This is a genomic window from Okeania sp. SIO3B5, from assembly GCF_010692555.1.
In the GTDB taxonomy this organism is placed as follows: Bacteria; Cyanobacteriota; Cyanobacteriia; order Cyanobacteriales; family Microcoleaceae; genus Okeania.
Genome location: NZ_JAAHHG010000013.1, coordinates 19649 through 36496, shown reverse-complemented (window position 1 = coordinate 36496; position 16848 = coordinate 19649). Strand labels below are relative to the sequence as shown.

15 protein-coding genes and 1 pseudogene are annotated in these 16848 nt (G+C 34.7%); 9 read left to right on the top strand and 7 right to left on the bottom strand.

From position 1 onward, the window contains the following. The 4 genes from F6K54_RS03435 to F6K54_RS03420 all read right to left on the bottom strand — a co-directional run. The coding region (locus F6K54_RS03435) for a reverse transcriptase N-terminal domain-containing protein (RefSeq protein ID WP_293074470.1) at positions 1-271 on the bottom strand (271 nt) is incomplete at its 3' end. Between the two features lie 574 nt (positions 272-845). After that, the gene (locus F6K54_RS03430) at positions 846-1115 is read right to left on the bottom strand and encodes a hypothetical protein (RefSeq protein ID WP_293074467.1); all 270 of its coding nucleotides are present in this window, start codon (positions 1113-1115) and stop codon (positions 846-848) included. Between the two features lie 188 nt (positions 1116-1303). Further along, entirely contained in the window at positions 1304-1519 is a 216-nt protein-coding gene (locus F6K54_RS03425; protein ID WP_293074464.1) for a hypothetical protein, read from the bottom strand. Between the two features lie 119 nt (positions 1520-1638). After that, the gene (locus F6K54_RS03420) at positions 1639-1833 is read right to left on the bottom strand and encodes a DUF2949 domain-containing protein (RefSeq protein ID WP_202221574.1); all 195 of its coding nucleotides are present in this window, start codon (positions 1831-1833) and stop codon (positions 1639-1641) included. 536 nt (positions 1834-2369) lie between these two features. On the opposite strand from F6K54_RS03420, the gene F6K54_RS03415 reads away from it, so the two are divergent. Next, the gene (locus F6K54_RS03415; RefSeq protein WP_375341950.1) at positions 2370-2507 is read left to right on the top strand and encodes a zinc ribbon domain-containing protein; all 138 of its coding nucleotides are present in this window, start codon (positions 2370-2372) and stop codon (positions 2505-2507) included. Positions 2508-3062: 555 nt separating this feature from the next. Here F6K54_RS03415 and F6K54_RS03410 read toward each other — a convergent pair. Next, a complete protein-coding gene (locus F6K54_RS03410; RefSeq protein ID WP_293074458.1) occupies positions 3063-3551 on the bottom strand; it encodes a hypothetical protein in 489 nt (162 codons plus the stop codon). Between the two features lie 224 nt (positions 3552-3775). On the opposite strand from F6K54_RS03410, the gene F6K54_RS03405 reads away from it, so the two are divergent. The 8 genes from F6K54_RS03405 to F6K54_RS03370 all read left to right on the top strand — a co-directional run bounded on the left by F6K54_RS03405 (position 3776) and on the right by F6K54_RS03370 (position 12099). Further along, entirely contained in the window at positions 3776-5746 is a 1971-nt protein-coding gene (locus tag F6K54_RS03405; protein ID WP_293074455.1) for a PAS domain-containing sensor histidine kinase, read from the top strand. Further along, a complete protein-coding gene (locus tag F6K54_RS03400) occupies positions 5724-6827 on the top strand; it encodes a response regulator (RefSeq protein WP_293074453.1) in 1104 nt (367 codons plus the stop codon). The genes F6K54_RS03405 and F6K54_RS03400 overlap by 23 nt, the downstream gene beginning before the upstream one ends. 1355 nt (positions 6828-8182) lie before the next feature. After that, positions 8183-8425, top strand: a complete 243-nt coding sequence (locus F6K54_RS03395) for a hypothetical protein (RefSeq protein ID WP_293061195.1) — start codon at positions 8183-8185, stop codon at positions 8423-8425. A 443-nt stretch (positions 8426-8868) separates the two neighbouring features. After that, positions 8869-9042, top strand: a complete 174-nt coding sequence (locus tag F6K54_RS03390; protein WP_293074450.1) for a DUF6737 family protein — start codon at positions 8869-8871, stop codon at positions 9040-9042. Between the two features lie 106 nt (positions 9043-9148). Beyond that, entirely contained in the window at positions 9149-9370 is a 222-nt protein-coding gene (locus F6K54_RS03385) for a DUF6737 family protein (protein ID WP_293074448.1), read from the top strand. Positions 9371-9428: 58 nt separating this feature from the next. Beyond that, positions 9429-10616: an endonuclease NucS domain-containing protein gene (locus tag F6K54_RS03380; RefSeq protein ID WP_293074446.1), complete on the top strand. Its 1188-nt coding sequence runs from the start codon at positions 9429-9431 to the stop codon at positions 10614-10616. A gap of 264 nt (positions 10617-10880) precedes the next feature. Beyond that, positions 10881-11834, top strand: a complete 954-nt coding sequence (locus F6K54_RS03375) for a glycosyltransferase family 2 protein (protein WP_293074443.1) — start codon at positions 10881-10883, stop codon at positions 11832-11834. A 37-nt stretch (positions 11835-11871) separates the two neighbouring features. Continuing rightward, positions 11872-12099 (top strand): hypothetical protein, encoded by a 228-nt coding sequence (locus F6K54_RS03370; protein ID WP_293074440.1) that lies wholly within the window; start codon positions 11872-11874, stop codon positions 12097-12099. Between the two features lie 772 nt (positions 12100-12871). On the opposite strand, the gene F6K54_RS03365 is transcribed toward F6K54_RS03370, so the two are convergent. Continuing rightward, complete coding sequence (locus F6K54_RS03365) at positions 12872-13666, bottom strand: 16S rRNA (uracil(1498)-N(3))-methyltransferase (protein WP_293074437.1); 795 nt, start codon at positions 13664-13666, stop codon at positions 12872-12874. A 1268-nt stretch (positions 13667-14934) separates the two neighbouring features. Next, a pseudogene (gene sir / locus F6K54_RS03360) lies at positions 14935-16719 on the bottom strand (sulfite reductase, ferredoxin dependent); the annotation flags it as partial. Between the last annotated feature and the right edge of the window lie 129 nt (positions 16720-16848).

Sequence of the window (16848 nt, the reverse complement as noted above, 5' to 3'; positions counted from 1 at the left end):
CGCGTCTAACAGCTAGCAACCTTGCGTAATAACTTTTTAAAAGAAGTTTTTGGTATCTGTGCATCTTGCGGAGTTCGCCACGGCTGGATGCTCTGTAAATCAATTTTTGTAATTTGAATACAGATTTCTCTACCTTCTTCCAATTAATATCCTTCCATTTTAGGTTCGGATTGATTGAAATCTTTGAGGGTGTATTGTCTGTATCCTTTGCTACGCTTAAAAATGGCTTAGGATTCCCTAACTTTCTTTTCAGTGTCTGAGCTTTATTCATTACTATTTATTGCCTTACATTACGCCTAACAGTGGATACGTCTGCATTGCTGCTTCTTATCCAATCCTACTCTCCCTAAGACCTACAACCGTTGTGCAGATTGACCTTGAATGGCGCACCTTCGTTCTCGACCTATATTCTTAGGTGTCCTAGAGAGGTTTCCTCGTTCCCTTATTCCTTATATTGCGACTGATTTAGTGAGGTAAAATCCCCCGGAGGGTTAAGTATGGTTGTTGATAGCTTAACAGATATAAAACTATCCATGGACCCCCTGACTTTCGTCCTACACCCCATAGCTACCTTTGGGATGGCTTGACCTAACGAGAGTTTAATTACCTTCCTATTCGTCCACTTGTCAGCCTTTGCTCGCGGTATCGTTCCTGGTAACTGGTATTTTCCCGCTTTTAGACCAGCTTCATCAGTTTGATGTTCAGTCTCACCAGTGTGGCCTATGCTGTCAACCCAACAACAGGGCAGATGGAATTTCACCACCAAGGTAATAAGAGTTATTCACAAGTCGAGGTTATCCTCATGTGTTGACTTGGAACGGCCATTTATATCTAGTTTTCCTAGCTTAGTGACCAACGAGTCGCACACCTACAGGGTCATAGGTAACACCGTCTTCAGCAAAGTTTTCTGCCCATGCTTCGGCATTCATCGCTGCCATATTTGTAAAATAAGAATTGACTACTGTTTCGATAGTTTCTTTTGTCATTTTCGAGTTTTCTTTTAATCGGTGTTTGTCATCTAATATCATGTCCGGATAATTAGTGATAAAAAAACTTTCTCCTTCTTCTTCTTTCTTCCCTCCTGACTCCTGACTCCTGACTCTTGACTCCTTCATAGTTTATTTATAACTGTTCAACCGGACATGATATAAATCATGTTTATGATACCAAGTTAAGATAATTAGTTAAAATCAAATTTTTTTTAATGGCCAGATAAGCATATTAAGAATATCATACTAAATCCAGTTTATAGAGCATTCTTTTATCAAGATTTATAGCAATTGAAGCAAAGGGCGCGAACATATCAAAAGCCTAAAATTAATACAACGCAAGATTTTTCTTTCTTCCTTCTTCCTTCTTCCTTCTTCCTTCTTCCTTCTTCCTTCTTCCTTCTTCCTTCTTCCTTCTGCCTTCTGCTATATAATTTTTCTTTGTTTATTATTCCACAAAAAAAAGGGAGTAATCTTGCTGAAAAAGTTAGCTGAAATACTCCCTTGTTTAATTCAAAGTTTTTATTCAATTTAGTTTTTATAATTTTTCTTGGTTTAAAACCCAATTTATACCTCCTTAAATATCACTTCACTTGTATTACCAGGGTTAAGATATCTATGCCCTAGATAATTCAGAAAATATAGTATATTAAATGTGGGCCATCTGTAACCAGTCAAATATTTGATCTAACTGCTTCAATGTGACAAGACCATATTGCCAAAGTATCATCGGTAATTGATTTGAGTCTTCTTCCTGGTGTCGTAAAGCAATGGCGATCGCTGAATCAGAGATGGACAACTCCCACTTTAAAAATTTGATTAACTGAGCTTGTTTTGTAGACATGATTAAAAGTTTTCTCCAGTAATATATTAAAAAAATTTAAATTGCTTTTATTTGATAATCACGATACCTAGTATCAATTATTATCAGGCGATCCTCAATGACTCATATCTTTTAATCATGTGACATTTCTCAATTTTGATTATGATGCAAATCACAATTTTGTTGTATAGAACACTAAACTCTAGTTCTAAAAGTTAGTCACCCTTGAGTATTTTTGATGAAGCATTGATACGTTTAAACCTTTATAAATAATTATTAATTTAATTATAAATTGGTATAGATGAAAAATATACTTTTTTTATGAGTAGCATATATAAAGTAAATGTCTAATCAAATGAGTATATACTCACTATCCGATATTCTCTGATTTAAAATTTCATAATACTGTGTTACTTGTGGGATAATCTAGGGATTTTATCAATTGGTTACAAGAAACTATAATTACATCAGCAATTCATTACTATCAGTAATATTACTGATGTAGGTAATAATAGCTTTAATTACTTATATCTAGATGTTGTGGTAGATATGCATAAATAGAGAATATAGTTGTTGATAGGTTCTATCCTTCTACGAAAACTTGTTCTAGCTGTGGTTACGTTCAAGATATGCCATTAAACCTGAGAACTTATGATTGTCCTAACTGTGGCGCATCTATATATAGGGCTTGCTGAAAAAGTCTTTTTAAGGAGTAGGGGACCCACCCCTCGCCCCTCCCCCTCCCAACCCACCCCTCGCCCCTCCCCCTCCCAGGAGGGGAAAAGGGGAGTAGGGGAGTAGGGGAGTAGGAGAGAATTTTTTTGCCCAACTATGCGCTCTTTAATGCGCTCCTTTTTGACCATGAAGAGCTGAAAACCATGTACTTTTTCAATACCTAAAAATGCTAAAACCTTTATCTGGTAATTATTTGAAATTTAATCAGCAAACCCTATATAGAGACTTAAATGCAAGTATTAATTTAAGGAATGCGGTCGGCTTGAGCGTTGATACCTGTGGATAAGCAACCGCCGACGGCCTCAGTAGAAGCAGGAAATAAACAGCCTCCTAGGTCGGAGCTAGGCTATCAATTTGTCAAATAATGTGACGCTTTGTATCAGTTTTATAAAGCAGGTCTAATATATGTATCAATATATGTCCTAACCAACCCTTTCGCGTGCTATAGTTAATAGCCCATCCAAGTCTATTAGATACGAGAAAATCTAGTTACCTGGTTTAGGAAATTGCTTGATTTATGATTCGGCAGATTTTAGTGCTTGGTCTAAGATAATGCGAGCTTCTTCTGCTTTCTCTCTTGCTTCTCTATAGCGTAAATTAGCTACAGCAAAAGTTTTCAACACCTTAAAACTATCTTTAAGATTAGCAATTTCTTCAACACTGACAGCTTCATCTGTGAATAGTACCTCAATTGCAGAACGAATCTTTAGTGCTTCCTCTCTCGATTCTACAACCTTAATCTTCAGCGCTGCCAAATCGCTAAGTATTTGTACTGCTTGGGCAACAGCTTCTTCTTCCTCAGAGGCAATTTCCTTTGATTCCTTTGATTCTTTGACCTCAATAAATTGTTCCGGACTAAATCCATTTTCTAATTCTGTTAGTATTTCACCAGAGTCCATCATCTCCACAAGCTTATCCATAGCTTTCTGACGGGCCCTGGGTGACTCTTTCCCCCTAACAGTTATAATCGTATCTGGATTTTGAGGCAAGGTATAACTAACCATAATTTGACTAATAATTGAGGTATAAATATGACCAATATACAGTAAAAATAATCATACCATTTTAGATTGAAGTGGCTGTAAATAATTAATAATTTTTGTTATCCTAAATTATTGTTAATGATAAGTGAAAAAAAATTGTAGTTATCTGACATTAAACCTACTATTACAGTATTCTGATGTATAAAGCCCACGGCTTAAATTATAATGTTTCAATCTGACTAGCTATGCTAAATGGATGGCTGAAAAAACTACAGAGACTATCCTTTATTGAGAAAATACTCAGCTATTTGGATAGTGCTAACCCTACTGCTGAAAATTCCACAGACTTAACAGATATTTCATATCCACAGTGGCAAAATCGTTTTTTGATTGCTCGACTAAATTTAGCATTGTGGCTAGCTTTTTTATTCTTCTTGAGTAAAAGTATACTAAGTTTAATTTTCTTCATGCTAGGTAAATACCCTAGTTTAGAAGAGTGGGAAATTGCCAGAATTTTAGTGCATTTAACCTTACTTGGTTGTATATTGATACTACGAAGTTCCTGGGGCGATCGTCATCTTGGTCTAATATTTCTCTGCTTTTCTTGGTCTGTGACTATGATTGAGCAAATTTCAGATACAGTTACAGGGAATGTTAATCCTGAGTTTTTTGCCTGGATGTTGACTTTCTTTTCTCAGGCTACTTTAATTCCTGTTAGATGGTTTTTACACCTAATATCTCAGGCAACTGTATTAGGTTATTACTTTGGTGTCAATCAGATTCTCGGTTTTGATGTAGCACCCTTAGATGGGAATTTTATGAAGATGTGTCTTGGCATTTTCTGGGTATGTTTAATTTGTGACATTTCTGTATATTTATATGAATCTTTGCAAAAAACAGAGTTTAATACTAAATTACAATTAGAAACAACATATCAAAAACTACATTCTACTGAAGTTAAATATCGTATAATTTTTGATAATTCAGTTGAAGGTATTTTTCAGTCTACACCAGATGGGCACTACCTTTATGGTAATCCTGCTTTAGCTGAGATATTTGGTTATGACTCGCCAGAGGAGATGACGGCAAAAGTTACTGATATAGGCAAACAAATCTATGTTAACCCTAACTGTAGAGATGAATTTATTGATTTAATTAGCAGGGATGGAAGTGTATTCAAGTTTGAATATCAAGCTTATCGTGCCGATGGGAGCGTCATTTGGGTTTCTGAGAATGCAAGATCAGTGCGTGACCCAAAAGGTAATTTGATTGCTTATGAAGGCGATCTTGAAGATATTACAGAGCGCAAGTGGGCAGAAACTGAAATAAAGAAAGCACAAGAAATAGAAAAAGAATTAAGTCAACTTAAATCTCAATTTATTTCTATGACATCTCATGTATTTCGTACTCCTTTAACTACTATATTAGCTTCGGCAGAAGCATTAGAATACTATAGTCATAAATGGGATGAAGAAAAAAAACTGACTTATCTGCGTCGTATACAAGATAAAGCTCAACACATGACAGGGTTACTTAATGATATGTTAGTTATAGGCAAGAAAGAATCAGGTAATGTTGATTTTAACCCCGCACCATTAAATTTAGAAAATTTCTGTCGAGGTCTCATAGAAGATATTAAACTCACTCTTGGTAGTCAATATTCCCTTGATTTTGTACTTCAAGAAGCCAAGCAATTAATAACAAAAATTTCTGACAAAGATGGGGTAAATCTAAGTATTTTAAAAATAATTCAGCCGGATTTAAATGAGCAAGATGATTCTGTCTACAATGCTCCTCCAGAATCAGAAAATGAATCTAGGGAACAAATATTTGAATTTGTTTTAATAGATGAAAAATTGTTACGATATATTCTATTCAATTTACTTTGGAATGCCGTCAAATATTCACCCCAAGGTGGTCATATTTTACTTAAACTTTCTTACTTAAATAACTATGCAATTTTTCAAGTTCAAGATGAAGGTATGGGCATTCCAGCAGCAGAACAAAAATATTTATTTGAGTCTTTCTACCGCGCTCAAAATGCTATTAATATTTCTGGTACAGGGTTAGGACTTACTATTGTTAAAAATTTTGTAGATTTACACAGGGGTCAAATTTTTGTCGAAAGTGAAGTTGGCGTGGGAACTACATTTACTGTTATATTACCGTTGAATTTAACAAAGGAAAATATAGATGAAAAAAATTCTAGTGATTGAAGATGAACAGGGTATTTTAGATATCATTACAGATGTTCTAGAAGCAGAATGTTTTACAGCGATAAAAGCAGAAAATGGTAAAATAGGAGTAGAAAAAGCTCTAGAAAATGTTCCAGATCTAATTATTTGTGATGTAATGATGCCAGAAATTGATGGTTATACAGTCTTAAAAATATTACGGAAAAATTTATTAACAGAAGCAATTCCCTTTATTTTTTTAACTGCAAAAGTCGAAAGAGCTGATTTAAGAAAAGGAATGGGATTAGGAGCTGACGATTACTTGACAAAGCCTTTTACCAACGCCGAATTAATGAATGCAATTAATACTAGATTAGAAAAACAAGGAACTATTGAAAGAAAAACTCAAGAACAACTAAATGAATTAAGAAGTAGCATAACTTTATCTCTACCTCATGAGCTACGCACTCCACTTAATGGAATTATTGGTTCTTCCAATTTTATTATTCAAGAGTTTAAAGAGTTAGAAAGCGATGAAATGTTAGAAATGGTAGAAAATATTCACATTTCTGCCCACCGTTTATATAGACTAATCCAGAATTTTTTACTATATGCAGATTTAGAACTATTATCACGCGATCAAGATAGATTAAAATTATTTACAACAGGTTTTCTTTGTAATCCTAAATCAATAATTAGAGAGGTTGCTATAGAAAAAGCAAGAAATTTTAATCGTTTAAAAGACTTAGATATAACATCAGAAGATACTAATTTAAGTATTTCTGAGTCTAACTTTAGAAAAATTGTAGATGAATTGTTAGACAATGCTTTTAAATTTTCTTCTTTTGGCACAAAAGTTAAGGTAATAGGTAGGTTAGAGGGTGATGTTTTTATTGTTGATTTTATAGATTTTGGCAAAGGGATGAGTGCTAATGAAATTTCTAATATCGGAGCTTATCAACAATTTAATCGTAAAATATATGAGCAACAAGGATCGGGTTTAGGTCTCAGTATTGCTAAACAAATTACGGAATTACATCATGGCAAATTAACAATCCAAAGTATTCCTTTACAACAAACCACTGTAACTATTTTTCTCCCTATAGAGGTAGAGGAAACATAAAAAGGTTGTTTAACTATGAGTTAATTTCTAATCGCCCTTACCGAATTATTAATTAGGGCTTGCTGAAAAAGTCTTATGGGTGAGGGTAGGAGACAGGAGACAGGAGACAGGAGACAGGAGAAATGGGAATTATAGAGGAGATAGTAGTAAGAATCGTCCCTAGATTTTTATGCCCAACTCTTGAGCAAAATCCGCTCTTTTTTGAACCATTACCACCTAAAGCTTCGCACTTTTTGATACTTAAAAAGGCACTTACCTTTATCTGTAAAGACTTTTATATTTAATCAGCAAACCCTAATTATTAATTATTAATAATTAAATAATTCTGGTTTAAAGCCTCCCCTTTTAAGGGAAAAAAGAAATAATATTTCCTTATATTCAATCAAGAGCGGTTTTAACCAGAGGTAATTATCAATTATCCATTATCAATTATCAATTAATGAAAGGAGGTTGCATACAATGTTCTTACAGGAGTAGGGGCGTTATATCATGTTCGGTTGAATACTTACACTTTGGAGGTCCGAAGGCAGAAGGCAACCCACCCCTAACCCCTCCCAGGAGGGGGAGGCAGAAGGGAAGAAAGGGTTAAAAGGGATAAAGTTTTTTTATAACTGATTATCCGAACATGATATTAATGATAGTTATGCGAAGCACGTCGGCTGTTTTCCGTACATCAGAATAATTAACAATTATACTAAATTCGGTTTAGACAGTAGCTTTATTCTCTTTTTTCATACTTAGTAGAATTTGTATTCTACAATTTCTCAAAAGTTTTGCTACATTTCCTTGGGAGTAGGGTTTAAAAGCATAAGATATTTTGGATTAATGCCGATAATCCTTACAAAAATTACTGAATCATTATTATTACTTAATAACTGAAGTTCCATTGTGAAGTATAGCATTATTTTTGGGAATTGGTATAATACCAATTTGATAAATGTTTGCTACAAATAATTTTCTAGGTGTTAGGTGGTAGGTGGTAGGTAGTAGGTTTTAGGTACTAGGTGCTAGGTTTTAGGTGGATTATTAGTTATTTACTAGCCAGTTTATTTGTAACATTCTTTTTTCAATTTGGTATTACAACTTTAAATAGAGAACAGAAAATATAGCTGAGTATAAATATATAGAAAATATTGTTTACCTATAGCAATCAGGAATCAGTTATGAGAATTGAGATATTCCTTAAAAGTATAGAATATAGCAATTATTATATTCACATGATATGTTTTTTTCTTCTTCTCTGTTCCCTGTTCCCAGTTAAGTGTTCCCTAAAAGTTTCCAATATCTTACAACTCAAATCATATTGCTATAGTTATAGTATAATAACTTAAAATATTAATGAAAAATTACTAACAATGAAAGAAAAATTACTCAATTGGTTAGATACATTTTTAGTGGCAGATGTATTTCTAGTAATAATTGCTTTTGCTTGGTTCGCGATCGCTGTAATTGGTCGTTATTCTGGAGTTGCTTTAGGTCTAGATCTTTGGCATAGATTATGGGAACCAGTATTTACTCCAGCTATCGGAATTTTGATGGGAGGTGCAATTCTCAGTGGCATAATTAAACAAATTACCAAACGTTTAAATTCTAATTAATATTAAATTTGATTCATTACTATTGAGGAAGAAAGAAGGAAGAAGGAAGAAGTGAGCGGGGACTAAACCCCTTAGGAAGGAAGAAGGAAGAAGGAAGAAGGAAGAAGTGAGCGTGGACTAAACCCCTTAGGAAGGAAGAAGGAAGAAGGAAGAAGGAAGAAGTGAGCGGGGACTAAATCCCAAGCAATTGTCAGCACCGTGTAGATAGTGGGGTATTAAACCCAAAAGAAAAAGATTAAAAAAATTGGGTGCATCTCATAGCAAGCAAAAATACTTTTCTCCTATATATTCCCTGTTCCCTGTTCCCTGTTCCCTGTTCCCTAAAAGCGATAAATTTTTGGCTTTATTCTTGCATTGAGATGCACCCAAAAAATTATCCTTGTTATTTTCGGCAAGTTTATTTCATCTTTCGTGTTCCTAATTTTTTATTCTTATATTTATTTATGAAAAATTCAATTGAACAAGAAAAGTTTAACCCCTGGAATTGCAAACTTTGGTGGTGTCAACCTTGGTCAATATTGTTGACAGGAATAACTATTAAAGGAAGAAGGAAGAAGGAAGAAGGAAGAAGTGAGTGGGGACTAAACCCCAACCAATTGTCAGCACCGTGTAGATAGTGGGGTATTAAACCCAAAAGAAAAAGATTAAAAAAAATATCCTTGTTATTTTCGGCAAGTTTATTTCATCTTTCGTGTTCCTAATTTTTTATTCTTATATTTATTTATGAAAAATTCAATTGAACAAGAAAAGTTTAACCCCTGGAATTACAAACCTTGGTGGTGTCAACCTTGGTCAATATTGTTGACAGGAATAACTATTATTGGTGGTAGTTGGTTAGTGTTTAAAATTGTTTGGTTAACACTTATTATCTCTATTCCAATATTGACTTGGATGGGATTTTTCCTGATAATTTGGCCGAAATTAATGGCAGAATCGAGAATGTGATCAAAGCTGTCAATTAAACAAGCTTAAAACTGTATCAAAAATTTAGATTCAATTATATATGTTCAGTAACGGAGCTTTAATCAAGAGTGGTTTGGGGTGGGAATTTGCCAGTGAAGAAATTTTAGAAGATTTTCTTTGTGAAAACTTAGAAATTTTACTAGATTTGAAAGTCTTAGATAGACAATATATTGTTAATAGTCAAAGGTGCGATATTTTGGCTATTGATAGTCAGAAAAAATTAGTGGTATTGGAGTTAAAAAATGTTGAGGATAGGGGAATTGTTCAACAGTTGACTCGTTATTATGATGCTTTGTTAGATGAGAAACCTTTTAGTGACAAAGTTGATTATCAGCAACCTGTGAGATTAGTGGCAATTACTCCTAGTTTTCATCGGGATAATTTTACAGATAGAAAATATCACACTCTTGATTTTCAGTTTTTGGAGTTTTCTGTTATTCAAGATGAGGATAACTTTTATTTTTGTTTGAAAGATCTTGATAATGGGGAGATTTCAAAGGCAATTATTCCCTATCAGGAACTAGAAAATGATTTAGATTTACCTACCCCACCCACAGCACTTTTGAAAGTTGTAAATAATTTGGATGTTCAACAGCAGGAGGAGGTATTTAGGATTAGAAAAAAAATTCTTGGTTTTGACAGTAGGATGCAGGAATTTTCTTCTGCTGGGAGTATTAAGTATGGAATTGGTAGTGGTAAAAGTAGTAAATTTTGTGCTGAATTTTTCCTGGATAAAGGTGAATTAATAATATTTCTCTGGATACCATATAAGGGTGGTGAAAGTTCGAGAATTGGCAGAGCTAGAATTTGGACAGATTGGCAAGATAAAGCTTTGATTGAGGGTTATGTATCCAGTGGAGTAGGAACAGAAATTAATCGGCACAAAAGGAGTATGCAAAAATTAATAGAAGCAATTGAAAAAGGAGGAAGTCATTTTCATTTTACTGTTGGTAATCGTAGATATACTATTGGTAATCCTAGATACTACTTTTCGTTACCGATAAGCAAAAATATGGGGAAAAAATATATTGAAGTAGTTCGTATAATTATGAAATATCCCAAAAACCCAAAACCTCTCACCTGTGAAGATATGGAGCTATTTAAGCATTATAAAAAACTATGGGAAGAAACAACAGGAGAAGAGCTAAGAACAGAAGTTTTTAATTGTTATAAATCTCTAGACTCATTAGTTGATTTAGCATTAGAAAAATGGCGTTCGAGACTTTAAATATAATTCATATAAAGTTCTATTTGTCTTTTTTTATTGGTTTAATACCTTAACGTATAAAGGGTTTCTAAAATTTGGTTTGGTGAGAATTTATAGAAGGGTAAGGGCAACTTTTAACTATCCTCATCCACTTTTTTCTTCTTCCTTTTTCCTTCTTCAATATTTGCTATAAAATTTCTGTAAAATTACCCCAAAATTAAATTATTGGCTGACCATTAATAAATTTGATATAATGTAGGTAAAACTTAGCTAATATACATAAAAATGACTCAGCCAATATTATCAATTGTAGTCCCCACAAGAGAAGGTCTTCCGGAATATTGGATCGAAACACTTTTAAAAATAAATGGAAATGTGGAATTAATTTTATCCCACCCCCCAGGAATGAAAAAACTGCCAATTAGCGACCCCCGAATGCAACAAATCAATAGTTCATTTCGGGGAGAAATAATTCAAAGAATGACTGGGTTAGTAAATGCTTCAGGAAAATATATTTTAACAGTAAATTGTGATGAAATTCTCCATCCAGATATTGCAGAAATCACCAAAAAATATTTTACAAGGTTTCCTGATAGTTGGGTTTTAAGACTTAATAGAAAAGATGTAAAATACGGTGATGAGGCTAGTTTAAAATCTCCATGGGAATCAATATTTAATATTGATGAAATGAATACTTGTGGTGTAAGGACAGGAGACCAAAACTTACAAAATCAACCAAATTATATGGTGGAAATACCCATAGCTCCTTTGCATAATAAATTCAATCCCTTATCTCTGTTAGGAAAAAGAAAAGATCATCAAGGATGGCATACAGAAAACTTTGATAAAAAAGTATGGAAAAATGAAATAGTACAAGCAACTCTAGCAGATATTAGAGATGCGATGATTTTGTCAGGACCGTTTAAATATTTTCCTTTTTGGTGTTTGGATAGATTATTAGGACTTTCTATTCAAGCAAAGTATTATGAGCAAGGAAAAATTATCGGTCATAAATTGCCTAAACCAGAACAAATTAGGATTGAAGATAATCCTCCTGAATATAAAAGAAGTAAAAGATTTTATGTATTTGCAGAACTTTTATTACTGAAAAATAATCCTCAATATGGCTATCTCTGGAATCTAATTTTAGCTCAATTAACAGAGATTCCTGTGAGGGCAGTTTCTTCTGTGAGTCGTCAGTTATCTAAGAATAAAATGCAGAAAATTACTGATGGATAATGTTCAACAATTAATAATTAGGGTTTGCTGAAAAAGTATGAGTGGTAGGGGTAGAATCCAGAATCCAGAATCGGTGAATTTCCTTCGGAATGCTGCGCAAACAGGAGGAATGGGAATTATAGAAGAAGTAGTCAGAAGAATCATAAAAGTGATTTTCTACCGCTATCTTGCCGAAAATCTTAGATTTTTGAACCATTACTACCTAAAAGCTGGTACTCCCTTAATACCTGAAAAGGGTCAAACCTTTACCTGTCAAGACGCGTGATATTTAATCAGCAAGCCCTAATTAATAATTAATAATTACCTCTCCTTGAAAAGAAGAGGATTGACTAATCATGAAAATTTTTCTTTATTATCCCCTTAAAAGGGGAGGCTTTAAACCAGAATTATTTAATTGTTAATTATTCATTATTAATAATCCGGTAAGAATTGTCCCCAGATTGTTCTATCATAGTCAGCCCAAAATACTAGCTTTTTGAGCTTTTTTCACCGAAAAGCTGGCACTTTTTTGAACCCCAAAAAGGCTAATACTTTTATTTATCATATCATGTCCGGTAGCATCGGAGCGTGTATAAAATTAAGGTGACACTCTTTAGAAAACCTTCTGCCTCTCCCCCCCTTTTAAAGCTATCCCTTATAAGGAACTCCTGAAAACCTTGTGGGAAGTAGGGGAGCAGGGGAGTAGGGAGCAGGGGAGAAAGGAAAAAGAATCATCGGAGATAGGAAAAACTACTTAAGTTATCAAAAAAAATGTACTTTTTAATACACTTTTTCTCTGACAAAAACCTTTTAAGGACTTATTCATAACTTGTCTATGCGTGTCAAGTTTTATGTTAAGAAAAATGTTTATAAAGCATAGCTTTCAAAGGGGGGTTAGGGGGGATACATAGCTGCCTTCCTTCCACCAAAGTCTAATTATTCAACCGGACATGATATAAGTCCTATAACAATTAATATCATGTCCGGATAATCAGTGATAAAAAACTTTTTCTCATGAGCGCCTTTTCTTCCCTTCTGCCTCCCCCTCCTGGGAGGGGTTAGGGGTGGGTTGCCTCCTGCCTTCGGACCTCCAAAGTGTAAGTTCTGAGAATACGTTTACCTAGAGAAACAGCTTGAAAACCTGTAGCGATCGCTGCTTCTACTTCCACATTAGTCCAACCTCCTTCCGGACCTGTCATTATTACTATTGATTCTGGTAGTTGATTATCTAATAAATTTTCCAGTAAAGAAGAATAGTTATTACGAGCAACACATATATATTTGTAATAATTAGATAAAGTTTGACCATCGAATAATGATAAAGCTGCCGAATATTCCATAGTTTCTCTAATTATTGGAACTACTTGACGCTCTGATTGTTCGGCAGCTTCACGGGCAATTTTTTGCCACCTTTGTAACTTTTGCGGACTAGGCTTTAGTAAAGTTCTAGAACTTATAACTGGCAAAATATGAGTAACTCCTAATTCTGTACTTTGCCGAACAATTTCATCAAAATTATTTCCTTTAGGTAAGGCAGAAATTAGAATCAACTCTATTGGCAATTCATTTTGAATAAAAATTTCTTTCTCTAAAATTGCATTTATTGTACTTTTTTTAGAGGTTTCTGCTTCAAGTTTTGCTAACCAAGAATTACCTTGACCATCCATTACAATAAATTGGTCTCCTTCTCCTAGTCGTAACACTCGACTTAAGTAATGTTGTTGTTCAGGATTTAAAAGTACTTTCTGTTGCTCAATTTGGTGGGAGGCGATCGCTAATCTTTGCAAATTAGCCATATCTAGAAAAAAATTTAATCGTTCAAACTTGGTTATTTTTACAACAGATAATGGCAATCAATATCTCCAGAAAAGGTGCTGAAACCCTCAAACTATTGGACCAAAATCTCTATTTTTGGAGAGTTCTAACCATCTACTTATTTGACTGGCAGTAAATTTATTACAGTTCCTTGAAATTGATATTTCAAATTCACTACCACATCATATTCTTAATCTAGAAAGACTGAAAAACTATTTGGGCAGGAGGGCAGGGCTAATTCATTGTCATAGCAAGAACATTTACAACTCTATCTTTTTGCTTCACTAATTCTAGCAAAATGTAAGAAATCTCAAAGGATACAATTTTTCTAAGCGTGACAATAAATTTAACCCTACTCCCCTACTCCCTTTTTCTAAGCGTGACAATAAATAGACTCTAGGGCAGGAGGGGGGTTTTTTATCTCCCTCTAATTCAAAATTAGAGGACAATTACTACCCCTTATCTCCCACAACCTTTCAATTTATTGAAGTGAAAAATCTATTCACTATTCTTGCTTGAAATTAGTTTCATCAACAGCAGGTGAGCTTTCGCTATTCCTGATTTTTTCCAAGTATTCTGCAATTGCTTCAGTTGCCAATTGAACTACTGGTTTACCCTGACGTTTTGACTCTTCTTTTAGCTTGGTATAGATTTCATCTCTAACGCTAACCCGATGTCGCATTTTACTCGTATCTTTTGGCTTTTCTGGAAGAGTTGGTTGACCAGCTTCTGGAGCAAAATTAGAAGGGGTTGGTTGACTAACTTCTTGACCAAAACTAGAAGAGGGTGCTTGACCAGCTTCTGGAGAAAAATTAGAAGGGGTTGGTTGACTAACTTCTTGACCAAAACTAGAAGAGGGTGCTTGACCAGCTTCTGGAGAAAAACTAGAAGGGGTTGGTTGACTAACCTCTTGACCAAAACTAGAAGGGGTTGGTTGACTAACCTCTTGACCAAAACTAGAAGGTGTTGGTTGACTAACCTCTTGACCAAAACTAGAAGGTGTTGGTTGACTAACCTCTTGTCCCACAGCAGGAGGTGGTTTTGTAGTAGTATTTGCCACTTCGCCAGAGACAGAAGTGTTTACTGGCTGAGTTTCACTTGCTGTTGATGTAGTTACCGACGGAGTACTCTCGGGATTAATGGGAGAATTTACCGGAGCATTAATCAGATTCACTTGCTGATTATTCTCTTGATTTGTAGTTACCTCTTCTTCTTGAGGTTTAGCTTCTGGAGTTGTTTCAGTAACATTAGTAACTGCTGGAGTATTGTTTTCAGAGTTGATTGAGGTCAACATTGAATTGTTAATATCTGTATTCATTGAGAAACTAGATTTATAGTTGGTTACGAACTGACGGATGGCTTCAATACCAACACGATTGCAGAAATCGCCGAAACTTTCATCTGGTTGGCGTTGTTGTTTGAAATAGATAAATATCGATTCCAACTCAGCTTCCAGATCGCTGATATGTAATTTGTCAACATAAGTTTTTGCCAGTCGTGTTTGATTGGGTGAACCCCCTAACCAAATCTGATAAGCATCAGGTGCACTACCGACAAATCCTAACTCGGCCATATAAGGTCTAGCACAACCATTGGGACATCCTGTCATTCTAATCACAGGATGTTCCTGTTCTAGTCCCACCTTGTCCAACAATAACCGAATTTGTCCCAGTATACCAGGTAAGGCCCTTTCTGATTCTACAATTGCTAGTCCACAAGTTGGCAAAGCCGGACAGGCCATGCTATAGCGCACTAAGGGATCAATATCTTTTTCTTTCCTGATACCATGTTGAGCCAGAATTTGCTCTATTGCCTGTTGTTGCTGTGGTTCAATCTCATAAAGAATTATGTTCTGATTCGGTGTTAACAGCATTGGTAGCTGGAATAACTGAACAATTTTCCGCAGTGCTGTTTTTAGCTGAAATGAATCTTCATTTTTAATACGGCCATTTTCTACGGAAATTCCTAAAAATAGTTTGCCATCTCCTTGGTTGTGCCATCCCAGAAAGTCCAAATATTTCCATTTTGGTAAAGGCTTAAAGGGGGCAATGGATTTACCAAAGTATTCTTCTAATTTGGCCTTAAATTTTTCTAGTCCCCAGTCATGGAGTAAATATTTCATTCTGGCATGGCGACGGTTGCTGCGATCGCCATAATCTCTCTGAGTTGCTACTATAGCCTTGATTAATTCATAGATGTCTTCCTTGGACACATACCCAATCTCTTGGGCTAAACAAGGGAAGGTTTCTTCTTTTCGATGAGTTCTACCTAGGCCACCCCCTGCTAAAACATTAAACCCTTCTAATTCTCCTGCTTCATTGGTAATTACGACTAGGCTAACATCTTGAGTGTATAGATCTACTGAGTTATCTCCTGGTACGGTTACAGCACACTTAAATTTTCTCGGCATATAGTAAGTACCGTAAATAGGTTCTTCACTATTAGTAAATATTGTACCGTTACTATTAAGTTGTCTTGCAGTTTTTACTTCAGGATTTTCTTCTGCACTAATTACTTTTTCCCCATCTAGCCAAATCTCGTAATATGCACCTGTCTGTGGTGTTAACAAATCTGCTATTTTATTTGCATATTCTTTTGCATAATCATATTCGCGACGGTTTTTATAAGGAGCTGGAGGAGACATTACATTTCTGTTAAGATCCCCACAAGCTCCTAGAGTCGATCCCATACTTTTTATGATGGATGATATAACAGTTTTCAGATTTTTCTTTAAGATGCCATGCAACTGAAAACCTTGTCTGGTTGTTACACGAAGTGTATCATTACCATATTCATTAGACAAATGATTTAAGGTTAGAAAAAGTTGTGGTGGAATAAAGCCACCTGGGTTTCTAGTGCGAAGCATCATTTGATAGTCTTTTTCTTGCCCTTTCACTCTATTATCCCGGTTATCTTGTTGGTAAGAACCGTGAAATTTGAGTATTTGAACAGCTTCTTCACTAAAGTGGGTTGTATCTTCCAGTAGTTGAGTTGCTAGGGGTTCCCGCAAGAAGTTGCTATTTTCTTTTATACCTTCTAACTTAGAAGGTTTTTGTTCTTTGTGTGCTAAATTTTGAGGTGTAGTTATCATTTTAAAGTCGCTAATAGCTACTATTTTAGTAGAGTTACTGTATTAAATATTGCTTTAATCTCATAATTAGGAATGTACTTTGCTTGATTTTATTTATTGATAATTCACTTTCTGTTTATTTTTACTAAT